Annotated in this window: 14 protein-coding genes; 9 read left to right on the top strand and 5 right to left on the bottom strand. The window is 65.9% G+C overall.

The features are described from left to right. Window positions 1-28 precede the first annotated feature (28 nt). Entirely contained in the window at window positions 29-715 is a 687-nt protein-coding gene (locus EN786_RS13935; protein ID WP_127311729.1) for a TlpA disulfide reductase family protein, read from the top strand. On the opposite strand, the gene EN786_RS13930 is transcribed toward EN786_RS13935, so the two are convergent. Continuing rightward, entirely contained in the window at window positions 707-3,154 is a 2,448-nt protein-coding gene (locus tag EN786_RS13930; protein ID WP_127311730.1) for an EAL domain-containing protein, read from the bottom strand. The genes EN786_RS13935 and EN786_RS13930 overlap by 9 nt on opposite strands. Window positions 3,155-3,577: 423 nt before the next feature. On the opposite strand from EN786_RS13930, the gene EN786_RS13925 reads away from it, so the two are divergent. The 5 genes from EN786_RS13925 to EN786_RS13905 all read left to right on the top strand — a co-directional run bounded on the left by EN786_RS13925 (window position 3,578) and on the right by EN786_RS13905 (window position 8,879). Then, a complete protein-coding gene (locus EN786_RS13925) occupies window positions 3,578-4,930 on the top strand; it encodes an extracellular solute-binding protein (protein WP_127311793.1) in 1,353 nt (450 codons plus the stop codon). A 167-nt stretch (window positions 4,931-5,097) separates the two neighbouring features. Next, a complete protein-coding gene (locus EN786_RS13920) occupies window positions 5,098-5,982 on the top strand; it encodes a sugar ABC transporter permease (RefSeq protein WP_127284447.1) in 885 nt (294 codons plus the stop codon). Between the two features lie 7 nt (window positions 5,983-5,989). Further along, window positions 5,990-6,904: an ABC transporter permease subunit gene (locus EN786_RS13915; RefSeq protein ID WP_127311792.1), complete on the top strand. Its 915-nt coding sequence runs from the start codon at window positions 5,990-5,992 to the stop codon at window positions 6,902-6,904. A 10-nt stretch (window positions 6,905-6,914) separates the two neighbouring features. Continuing rightward, on the top strand, window positions 6,915-8,015 hold the full coding sequence (locus tag EN786_RS13910) for a sn-glycerol-3-phosphate import ATP-binding protein UgpC (protein WP_135908608.1): 1,101 nt from the start codon (window positions 6,915-6,917) through the stop codon (window positions 8,013-8,015). A 66-nt stretch (window positions 8,016-8,081) separates the two neighbouring features. Then, a complete protein-coding gene (locus EN786_RS13905; RefSeq protein ID WP_127284444.1) occupies window positions 8,082-8,879 on the top strand; it encodes a phosphodiesterase in 798 nt (265 codons plus the stop codon). A gap of 15 nt (window positions 8,880-8,894) precedes the next feature. Here EN786_RS13905 and EN786_RS13900 read toward each other — a convergent pair whose 3' ends face one another. The 3 genes from EN786_RS13900 to EN786_RS13890 all read right to left on the bottom strand — a co-directional run bounded on the left by EN786_RS13900 (window position 8,895) and on the right by EN786_RS13890 (window position 12,737). Continuing rightward, window positions 8,895-9,977: an ABC transporter ATP-binding protein gene (locus EN786_RS13900; protein WP_127312141.1), complete on the bottom strand. Its 1,083-nt coding sequence runs from the start codon at window positions 9,975-9,977 to the stop codon at window positions 8,895-8,897. Beyond that, window positions 9,974-11,551 (bottom strand): iron ABC transporter permease, encoded by a 1,578-nt coding sequence (locus EN786_RS13895; protein WP_187331472.1) that lies wholly within the window; start codon window positions 11,549-11,551, stop codon window positions 9,974-9,976. The genes EN786_RS13900 and EN786_RS13895 overlap by 4 nt, the downstream gene beginning before the upstream one ends. 175 nt (window positions 11,552-11,726) lie before the next feature. After that, window positions 11,727-12,737, bottom strand: coding sequence for an iron ABC transporter substrate-binding protein (locus EN786_RS13890; RefSeq protein ID WP_127312163.1), 1,011 nt, complete (start codon window positions 12,735-12,737; stop codon window positions 11,727-11,729). 204 nt (window positions 12,738-12,941) lie between these two features. Here EN786_RS13890 and EN786_RS13885 point away from each other — a divergent pair, with 204 nt between their 5' ends. The 3 genes from EN786_RS13885 to EN786_RS13875 all read left to right on the top strand — a co-directional run bounded on the left by EN786_RS13885 (window position 12,942) and on the right by EN786_RS13875 (window position 16,247). Next, complete coding sequence (locus EN786_RS13885) at window positions 12,942-13,478, top strand: sigma-70 family RNA polymerase sigma factor (protein ID WP_127284440.1); 537 nt, start codon at window positions 12,942-12,944, stop codon at window positions 13,476-13,478. A gap of 1 nt (window position 13,479) precedes the next feature. Further along, the gene (locus tag EN786_RS13880; RefSeq protein WP_135908606.1) at window positions 13,480-14,118 is read left to right on the top strand and encodes an NrsF family protein; all 639 of its coding nucleotides are present in this window, start codon (window positions 13,480-13,482) and stop codon (window positions 14,116-14,118) included. Window positions 14,119-14,258: 140 nt separating this feature from the next. Then, window positions 14,259-16,247: a PAS domain S-box protein gene (locus EN786_RS13875; protein WP_245478457.1), complete on the top strand. Its 1,989-nt coding sequence runs from the start codon at window positions 14,259-14,261 to the stop codon at window positions 16,245-16,247. A 42-nt stretch (window positions 16,248-16,289) separates the two neighbouring features. Here EN786_RS13875 and EN786_RS13870 read toward each other — a convergent pair whose 3' ends face one another. Continuing rightward, window positions 16,290-17,168, bottom strand: a complete 879-nt coding sequence (locus EN786_RS13870) for a 3-hydroxybutyryl-CoA dehydrogenase (protein ID WP_127284361.1) — start codon at window positions 17,166-17,168, stop codon at window positions 16,290-16,292. Window positions 17,169-17,287 lie beyond the last annotated feature (119 nt).

The raw sequence follows: 17,287 nt of genomic DNA, 5'->3' as shown, positions 1-17,287 counted from the left end.
CCCGTGCTCCGGAGCAGTTTTGAAGAAAATGGCAGACCGCAGTAAACTATTCCCGGCCCCGCGCCTGATCCTCGCCGCCCTGGTGGCGGGCGTGCTGGCTGGCGCGGTGGCGGTATATGTCAGCGAGAGCGCTTCTGGCAACAACGCTCCAACGCAAGTCGCGGCATCCGATGGCAAGGACGATGCCGCCTGCGCGGCCAAGGCCGAGCGCGCCAAGCAGGTCGCCGCCAAGGCTACGGGCCAGGTCGCGGCGCTGTTGCCGGCCGATCCGCCGCAGTCGCTGAAGAGCCTTGCCTTCAACGGCCCCGACGGCAAGCCGATGACGGTTGCCGACCACGCCGGCAAGACGCTGCTGTTAAATCTCTGGGCGACATGGTGCGCGCCGTGCCGCGCCGAAATGCCGGCACTCGACGCGCTGCAGAAGGAGATGGGCAGCGACCGCTTCCAGGTCGTCGCGGTCAATGTCGACACCGGCGACGACAGCAAGCCGAAGAAGTTCCTTAGCGACATCGGCGTCGCAACGCTCGGCTACTACCGGGATCCGACGTTGGCGTTGTTCAACGACGTCAAGACGCGTGGCCTGGCGCTAGGCCTGCCGGTCACCATGCTGATCGACGGCGAGGGCTGCCTGATCGCGCATATGAACGGCCCGGCCGAATGGTCGGGAGCGGATGCCAGGCGGCTGGTCGAAGCCGCGCTCGGCCCGTCAAGCTGAGCGCAGGGCCGCCGCCGGTTCCAGCATCAGGATGCTGCCGCCGCCGCGCGACCTGCCGGCGCCGTCGTCCTCCTTCTCGGAAGCCACGCCGGTCAGCTCACCGAACGCCTCGATCGGGCCCGGCCTGCCAAGATAGAAGCCCTGGCCGATCTCGCAGTCCTCGGCATCGAGGAACCTGAGCTCGCCCAGCGTCTCGACGCCTTCGGCGAGCACCGGCAGGCCGAGACCGCGGCCGAGCCCGAGAACGGCGCGCACGATGGCCGCGACCTGACCGTTCCTGTCGACCGACTTGATGAAGGATCCGTCGATCTTGATCTTGTCGAAGGGGAAGGCGCGCAGGTTGGAGAGCGAGGAATAGCCGGTGCCGAAATCGTCCATGGCGACACGGACGCCGAGTGCCTTGATCTGCCGCAAGGCCGCCAGCGCGCGCGGCATGTCCTTGACCAGCGCCGTCTCGGTGATTTCCAACTCGAGCCTGCCCGGCGCCAGGCCGGAGCGCAGAAGGACCTCATGCACCTTGCGGCTGAAGTTCGGATTGTGCAACTGCACGGCCGAGACATTGACCGCGACCATCAGCGGGTTCTTCCAGCGGGCGGCTTCCTCGCACGCGGCCGAAAGCACCCATTCGCCGATCTGGATGATGGCGCCGCTGTCCTCGGCCACCGGGATGAACACGGCAGGCGAGATGTCGCCATGGTCGGGATGGTGCCAGCGGAGCAGCGCCTCGAAGCCGATCATCCTGCCGGTACTGATCTCCTTTTGCGGCTGGTAGACGAGGCGGAATTCGCCGCGCGCCACCGCCTGGCGCAGGTCGTGCTCCATCACCCGCCTGTCGCGCGCCTCGGCGCCCATCGAGGCTTCGAAATAGCGATAGGTGTCCTTGCCCTCCGCCTTGGCGCGGTAGAGCGCGGTGTCGGCGTGGCTGACGAGCGAGGCCTGCTCGTCGGCGTCCAGCGGGTAGAGCGCGATGCCGATGCTGGCCGACACCAGGCCGCCGCCGGGCGACAGCCGGTTCTCCTCGCGCATGGCCGAAAGCACCGCCTCGGCAATGCGGCCGGCAGCCTGCGGATCCGGCAGGTTCGGGGCGATGATGGCGAACTCGTCACCGCCGAGGCGGGCCAGCATCTGTCCGTGACGAAGCTTGGCCGAGGCGCATTGCGCCACTTTCTGCAGCATCGCGTCGCCGGCGGCATGGCCGAAGAGGTCGTTGACCTCCTTGAACCGGTCGAGATCGAGGAGCATGAGCGCGAGCTGCCCGCCCTTGCCGCCACGGCCCGCCGCGGCGATCTCGGCCTCCAGCCGGCTGTTGAAGGAGCGCCGGTTGGCGAGCCCGGTCAGCGGATCGTAGTGGGCGAGGCGGATGATCTCCTGCTCCGCCTTCTTGCGCTCGCGGATGTCGCGCACGGCGACCACGCCGTGCGGCTTGCCGCAATAGTCGATGGTCCTGGCGATGAGCTCGACGGGGATCGATGTTCCGTCATGGCTCCTGAGCTCGGTTTCCCGCGCCTGCCCGTCGGCTTCCGCCATGGCGGCGGCGGCGCGCTCGCCGAAGAGGTCGCCAAGCACCATGGTATTGAGCGTCGCCGATGCGATGCCGGACAATGCCGCAATGCTGTCGTTGGCGCTGACGATGCGGGTGCCGTCGCAGACGATGAGGCCTTCGACCGCCGCGTTGGCCAGGCCATGCATGCGCTCGGCCTCGGCCTGATGGCGGCGGAAGCGCAGGTCGATCCACAGCGCCGCCGCCGAAAGCACGAGGATGACAAGGCTGGCGGCGGCGGCCGCGAAGGCCTGCGACATCGGCTCGATCGTATACTGCGAGATCTCGATCGAGCTGTCCGGATAGATCGACACGGCGCCCATGGCGATGAAGTGCAAGGTGCAGATCGCCAGCGTCAAAAGCACGGCGGCGCCGATCGTCCCCAGTGTCGAGGGGCGGCGCAGCACGACGAAAAGCGACAGCGCCGCAAGCGCGATGCCGGCGACCAGCGAGATGCCGACCAGCAGGTGGTCCCATACGATCCGGCCCTGCACCTCGAACGCCGCCATGCCGGTATAGTGCATCGTGCCGATGCCGGCGCCGAGCACGGCGCCGCCGACCAGGTAGTGGTCGATGCCGCCACGCAAGGTGGCGATCCACATGCCGGCGGCTGTCAGCAGGACGGCCGCGGCAAGCGAAAGCACCGACAGTTCGGTGTTGTAGGCGTTGGGTATTCCTGGCGAGAAGGCGATCATGGCGATGAAATGCGTCGCCCAGATGCCGAACCCGGTCGAGGTGGCGGCAATCATCAGCCAGGCATAGCGGTTTCTGTGGGTCGAGCGGTCGACGTGGCGAAGCAGATTGACCGCCGAGAAGGAAGAAATGCCGCAAATAAGGGCTGCAAGTGCGACCAGTCTCAAATCGTGCTCGTGCACGATACAATTATAGACTGTCAACATCGCGCTTCACCTGATCTTCCCGCAACAATCAAGCAATGAAATTGATTAGAGCGGTACGGTTGAAGAATCGGTTATTGCGCATGCAACCACTGCGCGTGTCGCTGGTTGTGCCGGCGTCTCTCGCGCATCGCCGGCCGGTCGCCGACGAGCGCCAGCGTCGGCTGCGAGACCGGCATTCGCTCCCCCATCTTAGCCGGATAATCAGTTGCGTCGTCCGGGCCTTTACGCCGCCCCGCGGCGCCCTAGCTACCCAGGGCGCCGACGTGAAGGTTCATACCGGCGCGGCCGTCGAAGGAGGAGAGGGACGGGCTGTACACGGGCCTGAAAAGGCACAACAGAACTGTCACATACCTTCTCTATGAGAGCGGCCAAGGGACTTGCGCAAAGCCTGATGTCATCAGCCACTCAAGAGGAATGAATTCCATGTCGATCATCAAGCAGGGCTTTGCCGCCCTTGCCGCCGGCGCTCTCGGCATCGCGCTGGCGCAGCCCGCCACCGCTGCTCCCGTCAAATTCGATTTCTGGTTCGGCCTTTCGGGCGACCTCGCGCGCGTCGTCGACACGCTGTGCAAGAACTTCAACGCCTCGCAGGCGGACTACGAGGTGGTCTGCACCAGCCAGGGCAATTACGACGCCACGCTGCAGAACACCATCGCCGCCTTCCGCGCCGGCAAGCAGCCGACCGTCGTCCAGGTCTACGACGTCGGCACCGCCACGATGATGCTGTCTGGCGCCTACAAGCCCGCCGACAAGCTGATGGAGGAGAACGGCTACAAGATCGACTACAGCGACTACTTCCCCGGCATTGCCCGCTACTACGCGACGTCGAAGGGCGAGATGCTGTCCTTCCCGTTCAATTCCTCGACCCCGCTGATGTACTGGAACAAGGACGCTTTCGCCAAGATCGGCAAGACCGAGGCGCCGAAGACCTGGGAAGATGTCGGCGCCGACCTCAAGGCGCTGAAGGACGCCGGCTACGATTGCCCGATGGCGATCAACATTTCCGCCAATGAAAGCTGGCAGTTGATGGAGCAGTTCTCGGCCATCCACAACCAGCCGATCGCGACCAAGAACAACGGCTATGATGGTCTCGACGCCCGTCTCGAGATGAACAAGACCAAGTTCGTCCAGTACGTCACCGATCTCAAGAAGTGGTATGACGCCGGCCTGATCAAGATCAAGTCGAAGGACCTCGGCCAGGACATGGTGCAGGCCTTCGCGTCCGGTACCTGCCAGGTCATCATGACCTCGGTCGGCGACCACGGCACGGTCGGCAAGACGCAGAAGGAAGGCATGAAGTGGGACGTCGCCGAGCTTCCCGCCTATGCCGGCACCGGGCGCAAGAATTCGCTGGTCGGCGGCGCCTCGCTCTGGGTTCTTTCCGGCAAGTCGGATGCGGAATACAAGGGCGCCGCCGCCTTCCTCAACTTCATCCACGACCCCAAGACGGCCTTGTTCTGGTCGACCAACACAGGCTACATCCCGGTGACCAAGTCGGGCTTCGACTACATGAAATCCCAGGGTTTCTACGACAAGGCGCCCTACAAGGGCCGTGAGGTCGCCATCGCCAGCCTGACCGCGTCCGAGCCGACCGCGATCACCCGTGGCATCCGGCTTGGCAATTTCACCCAGATCCGCGCCGAGTTCGGCACCCAGATGCAGGCCATCTTCGCCAACAAGGTCAGCGTCCAGGAGGGCATCGACACGCTGGTCAAGAACGGCGACGCGATCCTCGACCGCTTCCAGCAGACCTATCCGGACAAGACGCTGCCCTGATCTCGGATGCCGCCATGGCCGCCCGCCGGGAAACGACGGGCGGCCATTTCGCATAGTTTTGATTTTACGCATGTCCTTGTCCCGAAACCGGGTCCCACTTTCGGCAGACATGCCTTAGTCTCACCCCGGGAAAGCGGGCTGGCGGGTTCAACGGCGTCGGCGGATCGATGGAAAAACGCGTCACTTTCTCAAGATGGTCGATCGGCATCCTGTTCGCGGTGCCGCAGTTGCTCCTGATTTTCACCTTCTTCTATTGGCCCGCCGGCCAGGCGGTCTACTGGTCGCTGACGCTGCAGCAGCCGTGGGGCGGCGGCAACATCTGGGTCGGGCTCGACAATTTCCGCTCGATCCTCGCCAACGCCGACTATTGGAACTCGATCACCGCCAGCCTCGTCTTCGCGGCATGCAGCACCGGCCTTGCCATGGTCATCGCCCTGGTGCTTGCAGCCTTGACCGACCGGCAGCTCGCCGGCTCGCGTCTCTATCGCGTCGTGCTGATCTGGCCTTACGGCATCGCCGCGCCGGCGCTGGCGATGGCTTTCCGCTTCATCCTGGCGCCGGAGGCCGGCTTCATGGCCGTCGTCAACCAGGTCTGGCCGGGCTTCTGGGATCCCGGCCTCGACGGCACCGATGCGATGGCATCGATCATCGCCGCCTTCTCGTGGAAGTATGTCGGCTACAATTTCATCTTCTTCCTCGCCGCTTTCCAGGCCATCCCGCGCTCGCTGATCGAGGCGGCGGCGATGGACGGCTCCGGCGTTCTCAGGCGGTTCTGGGATATCCAGTTCCCGCTGATCACGCCGACGATCTTTTTCCTGCTGGTCATCAACATCACCGAGAGCTTCCAGGACTCCTTCGGCATCGTCGACATCATGACGGCGGGCGGTCCGGCGAATTCGACCAATCTGATGGTCTACAAGATTTATTCCGACGGCTTCAAAGGCCTGGATTATTCCGGCGCCGCCGCGCAGAGCATCATCCTGATGCTGCTCATCATCGTGCTCACCATCTTCCAGTTCCGCTTCATCGAGCGGCGCGTGCACTACAGGTGAGGCGGACATGGTCGAGCGCACCCCGATCCTCAATTTCTTCACTCACCTGATATTGTTCGTCGGCTTCGTTTTCTGCGTGGCGCCGTTCGTGATCGTGGCGATCGCCGCCTCGCATAGTCTGAAAGAGGTCAACGACGTGCCGATGTCGCTGCTGCCGGGCAGCGAGTTCTGGGTCAACATCAAGACAGCCTGGACGACGGCCGACCTCGGGCCGAAGCTGTTCAATAGCTTCGTCATGGCCGCCGGCGTCGCCGCCGGCAAGGTGATCATCTCGGCGCTGACGGCCTTTTCCATCGTCTATTTCCGCTATCCCGGCCGCATGCTGATCTTCTGGCTGATCTTCGTCACGCTGATGCTGCCGCTCGAAGTGCGCATCGTGCCGACCTATGCGGTGGTCGCCAACGTCATGTCGCCCTATCAGGCGATCCTCGACGTGACGGGCCTGAGTTGGCTGATCGAGACGGTATCGGGCGTGCAGGTCTCGCTCAGCCTCGGGCTGCTCAATTCCTACACCGGCCTGATCATGCCGCTGATCGCCACCGCCACCGGCACGTTCCTCTACCGGCAATTCTTCCTGACCGTGCCCGATGAGCTGACCGAGGCGGCGCGCATGGACGGCGCCGGGGCGCTGCGCTTCTTCATCGACATCCTGCTGCCCTTGTCGCGCAACAACATGGCGGCGCTCGGCACCATCATGTTCCTGTGGGCGTGGAACCAGTATCTGTGGCCGCTGCTGATCACCACGGATGCCAGCCACGCCACGGCGGTGACCGAGCTCAAGCAGCTCATTCCCAATGTCGGAGGCATTCCCGAATGGAACATCGCCATGGCCGGCACGCTGATCGTCATGCTGCCGCCGCTCGTCGTCGTGGTGGCCATGCAGCGCTGGTTCGTGCGCGGCCTCATCGCGACAGAAAAGTAAGGAGACAAAGATGGCCTCCATCACCATCCGCGACGTCAGGAAAAGCTACGCCAAGATGCAGGTCGTGCACGGCGTCAACCTCGACATCGCGTCCGGCGAATTCGTCGTCATCCTCGGCCCATCGGGCTGCGGCAAGTCCACGCTGCTCAGGATGATCGCCGGGCTGGAGGAAATCTCCGGCGGCGCGATCGCCATCGACGGCAAGGTGGTCAACACGCTGGAGCCGCGCGAGCGCGGCTGCGCCATGGTGTTCCAGAACTACGCGCTCTATCCGCATATGAGCGTTGCGCAGAACATCGGCTATTCGCTGAAGGTGGCGGGTGTCCCAGCCGCCGAGCGCGCCCAGCGCATCCAGGCGGTCGCCCGCATCCTGGAGCTGGAGCACCTGCTCGACCGCAAGCCGATGGCGCTCTCCGGCGGCCAGCGCCAGCGCGTCGCCATGGGCCGGGCCATGATCCGCGAGCCCAAGGTCTTCCTGTTCGACGAGCCGCTTTCCAACCTCGACGCCAAGCTGCGCGTGCAGATGCGTTCCGAAATCCGCAAGCTGCACCGGCGGCTGAGCGCCACCTCCGTCTTCGTCACCCACGACCAGGTCGAGGCGATGACGCTGGCGGACCGGCTGGTGGTGATGAATGGCGGTCGTGTCGAACAGGTCGGCACGCCGGCGGAAGTCTACAGCCGCCCGGCGAGCCGCTTCGTCGCCACCTTCGTCGGCGCGCCGGCGATGAACATGCTGGAAGGCGAGGTGACGCTCGATGGCCTGTCGCTGCTCGGCGGCAGCCGCAAGCTCAACGTCTCGCGCGCGGGCTTGCCGGTCGGCAGCAAGCTCGCGGTGGGCATCCGGCCGGAGGCCGTGCGCCTGGTGGCGTCGGGCACGCCGGGCGCGCTCGACGCGACCGTCGATCTGGTCGAGGAGCTCGGCGCCGGGCGGGTCATCTATGTCGATCTCGACGGCGCGGCGTTTTCGGTGGTGACGTCGGAGACCGCCCATCCGGCGCCGGGCAGCGCCGTCGGGCTGCAGTTTTCCGAAGCCGACCTGCATTTCTTCTCGTCCGAGACGGGAAGCCGCCTCGACGTCTTCAAGGCATCGATGCCGGTGCCGGCGCTCTGATCACGCGCTCGCTCGGCTGCGAGGACGCCAAGGCAACTCCCTGTCGTGTCGAAGAAAGGTCGCGCAATGAAAATCATCCAGGTCACCGACGTCCATCTCGGCCGGCGCGGGGAGATCCGCTTTGGCGCCGACCTGCACGAGCGGCTCGACCGCTGCATCGACCATATCAATGCCCACCACGGCGATGCGGCGCTTTGCGTCTTCACCGGCGACCTGACCGAATCCGGCGAGGCGCAGAGCTATGCCGACCTCAAATCGGGCCTGGCTCGGCTTTCAGTCCCCTACCGGCTGCTGCCCGGCAATCACGACAGGCGCGCCAACCTGGTCGCGGCTTTTGCCGGAAACCCAACCGACGAGAATGGTTTCGTGCAGTCGGTCTTCGACACGCCGGAGGCATCGCTGCTGTTCCTCGACAGCCTGGCCGAGGGTCGCGTCACCGGCGAATTGTGCGACAGGCGGCTGGCCTGGCTGGATGCCAGGCTCGGCGAGGCTGCGGGCCGCCGGGCCTATGTCTTCCTGCACCATCCGCCCGTCGAGCTTGGCCTCGAGCTGCTCGATCCGCTCGGGCTCGAACAGCCGCATCGGCTGCTCGACGTGCTGATGCGGCACGGCAATGTCGGCTACGTCTTCTTCGGCCATGTCCATCGCGACATCGCCGGCACGGTCGCCGGCATTCCGTTTTCCGCGCAGCGTGGCCTGCATGCCCGTTTCATGCTCGACCTGGTCGGCGACGAGAAGGTCGAGCAGGCACCACCCGCCTACTCGATCATCCTGATCGACGGCGCGCGCGTCGTCGTGCACAGCTGCGACTTCCTGGAGAACTGGCCGCTGTGGTCGCCGGCGACCGGTCAGCGCGTAGGGTAACGACCGCGGCAAGCTTCAGGCAAGGACATGCGCCTTGCCGGAGACGGTCAGCCGCACGATCTCGCCAAGCGCCGGCGCGTCGATGCCGGGCTTGCGCAGGATCAGCGGCGTGTTGCCGATCGCCGCGGCGTCGGGCGGGTCGGGGCTGTTCAGGAGCCGCACTGCTATCGTGCACATCGAGCCGGCGAATTCGGATTCCGTCACCTCGCCGAACAGCATGTCCGGCGTTCCCGACATGCCTTCGCGCGAGGTCCGTTTCAACAGCACCTGTTCCGGCCTGAGCATGATGCGGGCGACATCGCGGCGCTCGGCGGTGTCGACGGCGATGCGGCCGAGCGGCGAGGTGGCGAAGCCGTCGGCGATCCTGGCCGGCAGGATGATGGCGTCGCCGAGGAACTCGGCGACCATCCTGTCCTTCGGCTGGAAATAGAGCTCGCGCGGCGTACCGACCTGCGAGAACAGGCCGTCGCGCATCACCGCCACCTGGCTGGCGAAGGACAGCGCCTCGGCCTGGTCGTGGGTGACCAGGATGGTGGTGATCCCGGCGATTTCCAGCAGTTCGGCCACCGCCTTGCGCATCGAGGCGCGCAAGCCGGTGTCGAGCGCCGAGAACGGTTCGTCGAGCAGCATCAGGCGCGGCTTCATGGCCATGGCGCGGGCAAGCGCCACGCGCTGCTGCTGGCCGCCGGAGAGCTCGTGCGGACGCCGCCTCAGGATCGCCTTGTCCAGCCCGACGATATAGGCGAGCTCGACGATCTGCTCGGCGCGTTTGTCGGCGTTCCGCGCCAGGCCGAAGCCGATATTGTCGGCGATGGTGAGGTGCGGGAACAACGCCCCGTCCTGGGCGACCACGCCGATGCCGCGCCGGTGCGCCGGCACGGCGGCGCCGCCATTGGCCAGCACCTCGCCGTCGAGCACGATCTTGCCCCGGTCCGGCGCCTCGAAACCGGCGATAAGCCTGAGCAAGGTGGTCTTGCCGCAACCGGAAGGCCCGACGATCGCCGTGCGGCTGCCGCTGGCGACGCTGAGGTCGACGCCGGCCAGCGCCGCCACCGGGCCATAGTGCTTGGCCACGCCGCTGAGTTCGAGGAAGCTCATCGTCCGGCCATCCTCTTCGACTGGACATAGAGCAGCCAGGTCAGCGGCAGCGACATCGCCACCATGATGAAGGCGTAAGGGGCGGCCGAGGCATAGTCGATCTCGCCGCTGTAGGACCAGAATGCCATCGCGAGCGTCCGGGTGCCGTTCGGCGCCAGCATCTGGGTGGCGGTCAGCTCGTTCATGATGCCGAGCGCCACCATGGCCATGCCGGCCGCGGCGCCCGGCGCCGACAGGCGGATGGTCGTCGACCACAGCGCCTTGAGCGGCGCCCGGCCGAGGCTCGATGCGGCCCGCTCCAGTTCGACGGGCGCCTGCGCGATCGAGGCTCGGAGGCTGACCAAGGCGCGCGGCAGGAACATCAGCGCATAGGCGAAGAGGATGGTGAACAGGGTCTGGTAGAGCGGCATGGCGATGCGCACGGTGATGGTGACCAGCGCCAGCGCGATGACGACTCCGGGCAGCGAACCGACGATATAGTTGCAGCCTTCGAGCAGGCGCTGCAACGGCCCGGGCGCGCGGATCGAGATCCAGGCCATCGGCATGGCGGCGATGGTGGCGAGCAGCGCGCCGGCGAGCGCCAGGACAAGCGTCTGGCCGAGCGCCAGGCCGATCTCGTCGAGGCGCCAGACCTCGGCGCCGCCGGCGATCAGCCAGCGGCCGATGGTGACGAAGGGCACGCCCAGCGAAAGCAGCGCGGCGATGGCGGGCAGGGCCAGGCAAGGCAGCGTGGCGCGGCCAAGGCTGGCGCGCTGCTGCTGGCGGGCGGCGCCCGAACCGACGCGGGCATAGCGCTCCTCGCCGCGCACCAGAACCTCAAGCCCGAGCAGCACGAAGCAGCATGTCACCAGCACGGCGGCGAGCATGTTGGCGGCCGGCCCGTTGAAGGTCGACTGGAACTGGTCGACGATCGCCGTGGTGAAGGTGTCGAAGCGGATGAAGACGTAGAGGCCGTATTCGGCCAGCAGATGCAGGCCGACCAGCAGCGAACCGCCGCAGATGGCCAGTCTGAGCTGCGGCAGCACGACGCGCGCGAAGACCCGCCACGGACCGAGCCCAAGCGCGGCGGCGGCGTCTTCCAGTGCGGGGTCGAGCCGGCGCAGTGCTGCCGAGATGGGTAGATAGAGGAACGGGAAATAGGCGATGACGGAAACCAGCACGCCGGCCCACAGGCCATGCAGTCCCGGCACCAGGCTGATCCAGGCATAGGAGTGGACGAAGGCCGGAATGGCGAGCGGCGCCACCGACAGCCAGGCCCACAGGCGGGCGCCGGGCAGGTCGCTGCGCTCGGTCAGCCAGGCCAGCGCCACCGAAAGGACGATGGAGATCGGAACCGCCAGCGCCACCAGCATGATGGTGTTGATCAGGAGGTCGCCGACACGTGCGCGGAAGATCAGCGCCGAGACGGTCTCCCAGCCGGTCTGCACCGCGATCCAGACGATGAAGGCCAGCGGCAGCAGCGCAAGCAGCGAGATCAAGGCGGCGGCGAGCAGGATCCAGGACGCCGAGCGCCGTTGCCGCGCGCGTCCGGCGGCCGGCAGGCCTGATCGGGTGAGGTCGACCGCCGCTTGCATCAGACCCGATGCCGCGCCGCTTCGGCCCGCGGACGAAGGTGGCCGAAGGCGCGCTTGTCGCAGCCAGAAACGCAGCTTGTCGTCATCGACGATGCCATCTCTAAAACAGAGCGCTCCCGCGGAAAGCGAAGTCCCGCAGGAGCGCAGTCGGTTGCCCTTTTAGGACGAACGCGAACTAAAGCAAGCCGGCTGCCGTCATCAGGTCGGTCACCTTCTTGGAGTTCAGCGTCGTCGGATCGACTTTCGGCGCCTGCAGGTCGGCCAGCGGCACCAGCTTGGGGTTGGACTCGGCGCCCTTGCCGACCGCGTATTCGAAGGAGGTGCCGTTCTTCAGCACGTCCTGGCCACCCTTGCCGGTCACCCATTTCAGGAACGCCTGGGCTTCCTTCGGATGCTTGCTCGAAGCCAGCACGCCGCCGCCGGAGATCGAGACGAAGGCGCCCGGATCCTGGTTCTTGAAATAGTGGAGCGCGATGTTCTTGCTGTTCTCGCCGGTCTTGGCCTGATCGCCGAAATAGTAATAATGGTAGATCACGCCGCCTTCGATCTCGCCCGCATTGACCGCCTTCATCACGGTGTTGTTGCCCTTGTAGGCGGTGAAGTTCTCCTTCATCGCCTTCAGCCAGTCGCCCGTGGCGGCCTCGCCCTTGAGCTGCAGCAGCGCGCTGACGATGGCCTGGAAATCGGCGCCCGAAGGCGACGCCGCCCAGCGGCCCTTCCAGCTCGGATCGGCAAGGTCGAGCAGCGACTTGGGCAACTGGTCTTCCTTGAGCTTGGTCTTGTCATAGGCAAAGACCGTGCTGCGGGCGGCGACGCCGACCCATTTGCCGGTGGCCGGCTGGTACTCCGGCGGCACCTGCGCCAGCGTCTCGGCGTCGACCGGCGCGAACAGGCCGGCAGCCTCGACGAGCGCCATGGCCGGCGAGTTTTCGGTCAGGAACACATCGGCCGGCGAGGCCGCGCCCTCGGCGACGATCTGGTTGGAGAAATCGCTGTCGCCGCCATTGCGCAGCGTCACCTTGATACCGGTTTCCTTGGTGAAGCCTTTGGCCCATTCCTTCGCCAGGCTCTCGTGCTGGGCGTTGTATACGACGATACCGGCATCATCTTCCGCCAGCGCCGGAGCCGCAAGCAGGCCGAGCGCCAGCGCCGTGGCGCCGGCAAGGGTGGAAAGGGCAAATCTCATGGGCGTCGTCCTCGATCTGATGGTCTTGGTTGGCACGGCTGCACCTACCAATACCTGATTAAGCTAGTCAACATTGCAGGCCTGCTTCATTCGGTCGCCGGGGCGCAACCTTTCGTGATTTTGCGGCACTTTGGCTTGGACATTATTTCTTCGGCCACGTAACAAATCAGCGCCGAGGCGCGAACATCGGGGGAGAAAACTCTTGTGACCGGCAACAACGAGGCCGAGCTTTCCCGGTTGCTCAAGGCCGCGATCGCGGGAGACGAAAGGGCTTACGCCGACTTTCTGACGCGGACGGCCGCTCTCGTGCGCGGCTTTGCCCGGCGCAAGATCGTTCAGGGCGGGGTCGACCCCGAGGATGTCGTGCAGGAAACCTTGCTGGCCATTCACGTCAAACGGCATACCTGGCGCCAGGACGCGCCGGTGCTGCCATGGATCTACGCCATTGCGCGCTTCAAGCTGATCGACGCCTTCCGGCGGCGCGGGCGGCGCATCGAGGTCGAGATCGACGAGATCGCAGAGACCTTCGCCGAGCCGGAAACGGAGACGGTGAGCGAACGCGACATCAACCGGGTGCTGGAGAGCCTGCCGCCGGCACAGCGTTCGGTGGTCTCGTCGGTGTCGGTCGAGGGCCGCTCGATCGGCGAGACGGCGGCGAAGTTCGGCATCACGGAGACGGCGGTCAGGGTGTCGCTGCATCGCGGCCTTGCCGCCATCGCCAAACGCTTCGGGCGGGAGTGACATGAGGACCGAGGATCTCATCAAGGCGCTCGACGCCGACGTCCGCAGCAATGCGATGCCGCTCGGCTCCGCCTGGCGGATGGCCGTCGCCGTGGCGGCGGTGGTCGCGGCCGCCGTGTTCTGGCTGACCATCGGCCCGCGTCCTGACCTCATGGTCGCTATGCACACGATGCGTTTCCTGTCCAAATTCGTCTTCACCATCGCGCTCGGCGTCAGCGCGTTTGGCCTGATCAGGGCGCTGTCGAGCCCCGGCGCGCCGACGGCCAGGGCAACGGCCTGGATGGCGCTCGCGCCGGCATTGGTGGGCGTGGCGGTGATCCTCGAGCTTTTCGCGGTGCCCCGCGCCGAATGGGGCACGCGACTGGTCGGCTCCAACATGATGATCTGCATGGCGTTCATCCCGCTGATCGGCCTCGGGCCGCTCGCCGTCTTTCTTTGGGTGCTGCGCCATGGCGCCCCGACGCGGCCGGTGCTGGCGGGCGCGGTCGCCGGCCTGCTCGCCGGCGGGCTGTCGGCGACCTTCTATGCCGCGCATTGCTTCGACGACTCGCCGCTTTTCGTCGCCACCTGGTATACGCTCGCGGTCGTCATCCTCACCGGTCTCGGCGCGCTTGGCGGCCGGTTTTTCGTGCGCTGGTAGCGGCGCATACCGATCCTTAATCATGCCGGCAATTGTTTGCCGGTTGGCATCGCCGCTTCCGTCCCCCATGCAACCTTTCCTTAAAATCGATCCGCGAGGGTTGCATCGACGTGCAATTGCGCATTGGGGTGGAACGCGTTGTGACGCGGTGGAATTGGAAGGGCCCGCGGGCCGGCAGATACGCGGCATTGATCCTGATGGCGGTTGGCCTTGTCGCCGCCGCGGCTTCGATGCTGTCGTCGCGCCTCGATCTCAGCGCCGAGACGCTCAAGCTCAGCCTGCAGGTATCGGACGCCATGATCGCGGCGTCGCTGTTTCTTGCCGCCTTCTTCATCCGCCAGATCGTCGACGACCGCCGCCAGATCGCCGAGAGCGAGCAGCGCTTCCGCCGCGCCATGGAGGATTCGGCGATCGGCGTCGCCATCGTCGGGCTCGACGGCCGCATCGTGCAGACCAATCCGGCCTTTGCCGCCATGCTCGACTACAGCCGCGAGGAAATCGAGGCGCTGACCTTTTTCCAGATCACCCATCCCGACGACCTGCAGATCGGCCGGGAAACCATGGTGAGCCTGAAGGAAGGCAAGATCGATTCGTTTCACTTCGAAAAGCGATATCTCAAGAAGGATGGGACACCGGTATGGGCGCAACTTGCCGGCTCGGTGATCCGCGACGCCGACAGCGGCCGGCCGCTCTACCTGGTGTCGCAGATCGAGGACATCGACGCCCGCAAGAAGTCCGAGGCGCGCATCGCGGAGGCCGAAACGCGCTGGAATTTCGCGCTGGCCAGCGCCGGTCAGGGCGTCTGGGACTTCGATCTGCGCAAGGGCGGCACCACCTATTCCGCCACCTGGGTGAAGCTGCTCGGTTACGCCGATGGCGAGCTGGACGGCGATCCCGATCGCTGGCTGACGATGATCCACCCGGATGACCGTGCGGTCGTGGCCGATGCCGATCGCGCTCATCTCGCCGGCGAGACGCCCTTTTTCGAGGCCGAGTACCGCATGCGCCACAAGGATGGCCGTTGGATATGGATCCTCGACCGCGGCAAGGCCCTGGAGCGTGACGGCGATGGGCGGCTGACCCGGGCCATCGGCAGCCATACCGACATCACCCAGCGCAAGGAGGCCGAGGCGCGGCTCATCGTCTCGGCGGCGATGCTGGCCGACGAAAAGGAACGGCTGAAAGTGACGCTGCAGTCGATCGGCGACGCCGTCATCTGCACGGATGCGGCCAATCGCGTCACCTTCATGAACCCGGTCGCGGAAAAGCTGACCGGCATCGCGGCCGGCGAGGCGCTCGGCAAGACGCTCGGCCATGTCTACTGGGCCGTCGACGAGGAAACCGGACAGCGGATCGGCGTGGCCCGGCCTTCGGCCGGCAGCCCGAGCCCCACCGACCAGAACAGCCGCGCGGTGCTTATCCGGCGCGACGAGACGCGCTGCAGCATCCGGCAGGTGGTGTCGCCCATCATGAACGAGCGCGCCGAGTTCGGCGGGCTGGTCATCGTCTTCCAGGATTTCACCGATGCGCGCGCCCTGCAGCGCCAGCTCGCCCATGCGGCTGCGCATGACGCGCTCACCGGCCTTGCGAACCGCTCCAATTTCATCCGTGTCATGGAGGAGATGGTCGATCACGGCGGCAAAGTCGGCACGACAGGATCCGCCGGCGGCGGCGAGCATCAGTTCATGTTCATCGACCTCGATCATTTCAAGCAGGTCAACGACACCGGCGGTCACGCCGCCGGCGACGCCCTGCTGAAGCAGGTCGCCAATGCCATCCGTCGCGTGATCGGCCCCGATGATATCGTCGCCCGCCTCGGCGGCGACGAATTCGCCGTCATCCTGAAGTCAGGCTCGGCCGCCAGCGGCGAGATCGCGGCGCGCTCGATCATCGATGCGATCCGCGGCCTGAATTTCACCTGGGACGGCCGGCCGCATTCGATCGGCGCCAGCATCGGGCTCGCCCCGATCCGCCCCGGCTGCGGCGCGGTGGACGAGATCATCGCGCGGGCCGACGCCGCCTGCTATGCCGCCAAGGCCGCCGGGCGAGGCTGCGTTTCCATGGCGCCGGACGAGGAAACCCAAGACGGACAGGCGGAAACGCCCAAGCCGTTCGCCGCGGCGTCCTGAGGAGCGCCGGGCTCTCAGGCAATCCGGCGGCCTGGAATTGCCCTAGCGCGTCGGGACCGGATGCTCGCCGCGATAATCGTAGAAGCCGCGGCCGGTCTTGCGGCCGAGCCAGCCGGCTTCGACATATTTCACCAGGAGCGGGCAGGGGCGGTATTTCGAATCCGACAGGCCCTCATGCAGCACCTGCATGATCGACAGGCACGTGTCCAGGCCGATGAAGTCCGCCAGCTGCAGCGGCCCCATCGGATGGTTCGCGCCGAGCTTCATGGCGGTGTCGATCGCGTCGACCGTGCCGACGCCCTCATAGAGCGTGTAGATCGCCTCGTTGATCATCGGCAGCAGGATGCGGTTGACGATGAAGGCGGGGAAATCCTCGGAGACGGTCACCGTCTTGTCGAGATGCCTCACATAGGCCTTGGCGGCCTCGAAGGTCTGGTCCTCGGTGGCGATGCCGCGCACCAGCTCGACCAGCTTCATCACCGGAACCGGGTTCATGAAATGTATGCCGATGAAGCGCTCAGGCCGGTCGGTCTGCGCGGCCAGCCGGGTGATCGAGATCGACGAGGTGTTCGTCGCCAGGATCGCCTCGGGGTTGAGCTGCGGGCAGAGCTGGGCGTAGATCTTGCGCTTGACCGTCTCGTCCTCGGTGGCCGCCTCGATCACCAGATCGGCGCCGGCCAGATCGGCCATCGCGGCGGCCGCCGAAATACGTCCCATCGCCTCGTTGCGGGCCTTCTCCTCGAGCTTGCCGGAGCCGACCTGGCGCGCCATGTTGCCGCTGATGGTGGCGATGCCCTTCTCGATGCGGTCGGGCGAAATATCGTAGATCAGCACCTTGTAACCGGATAGCGCCGAGACATGGGCGATGCCGCCACCCATCTGCCCCGCGCCGACGATGCCGATCGTCTCGATCTTGCTCATAACAGCGATCCCGTCGAAAAAGGCCTTTGCGGCCTGCTTTTTGTGCGGTGCAAACTAAAAGGGCGGGGCGACTTCGTCTACCCCGCCCTTCACAATTTAATACGCTTCCGCAGAGAGCG

The sequence above is a fragment of the Mesorhizobium sp. M4B.F.Ca.ET.143.01.1.1 genome (assembly GCF_004792275.1).
Lineage (GTDB): Bacteria > Pseudomonadota > Alphaproteobacteria > Rhizobiales > Rhizobiaceae > Mesorhizobium > Mesorhizobium abyssinicae.
Note: the sequence above shows the minus strand (reverse complement) of the source record. Positions and strands in the feature narration are given on the sequence as shown.

Coding starts and splice junctions, on each gene's coding strand:
- EN786_RS13935 (WP_127311729.1), top strand. CDS start 29: ATGGCAGACCGCAGTAAACTATTCCCGGCCCCGCGCCTGATCCTCGCC.
- EN786_RS13930 (WP_127311730.1), bottom strand. CDS start 3,154: ATGTTGACAGTCTATAATTGTATCGTGCACGAGCACGATTTGAGACTG.
- EN786_RS13925 (WP_127311793.1), top strand. CDS start 3,578: ATGTCGATCATCAAGCAGGGCTTTGCCGCCCTTGCCGCCGGCGCTCTC.
- EN786_RS13920 (WP_127284447.1), top strand. CDS start 5,098: ATGGAAAAACGCGTCACTTTCTCAAGATGGTCGATCGGCATCCTGTTC.
- EN786_RS13915 (WP_127311792.1), top strand. CDS start 5,990: ATGGTCGAGCGCACCCCGATCCTCAATTTCTTCACTCACCTGATATTG.
- EN786_RS13910 (WP_135908608.1), top strand. CDS start 6,915: ATGGCCTCCATCACCATCCGCGACGTCAGGAAAAGCTACGCCAAGATG.
- EN786_RS13905 (WP_127284444.1), top strand. CDS start 8,082: ATGAAAATCATCCAGGTCACCGACGTCCATCTCGGCCGGCGCGGGGAG.
- EN786_RS13900 (WP_127312141.1), bottom strand. CDS start 9,977: ATGAGCTTCCTCGAACTCAGCGGCGTGGCCAAGCACTATGGCCCGGTG.
- EN786_RS13895 (WP_187331472.1), bottom strand. CDS start 11,551: ATGCAAGCGGCGGTCGACCTCACCCGATCAGGCCTGCCGGCCGCCGGA.
- EN786_RS13890 (WP_127312163.1), bottom strand. CDS start 12,737: ATGAGATTTGCCCTTTCCACCCTTGCCGGCGCCACGGCGCTGGCGCTC.
- EN786_RS13880 (WP_135908606.1), top strand. CDS start 13,480: ATGAGGACCGAGGATCTCATCAAGGCGCTCGACGCCGACGTCCGCAGC.
- EN786_RS13870 (WP_127284361.1), bottom strand. CDS start 17,168: ATGAGCAAGATCGAGACGATCGGCATCGTCGGCGCGGGGCAGATGGGT.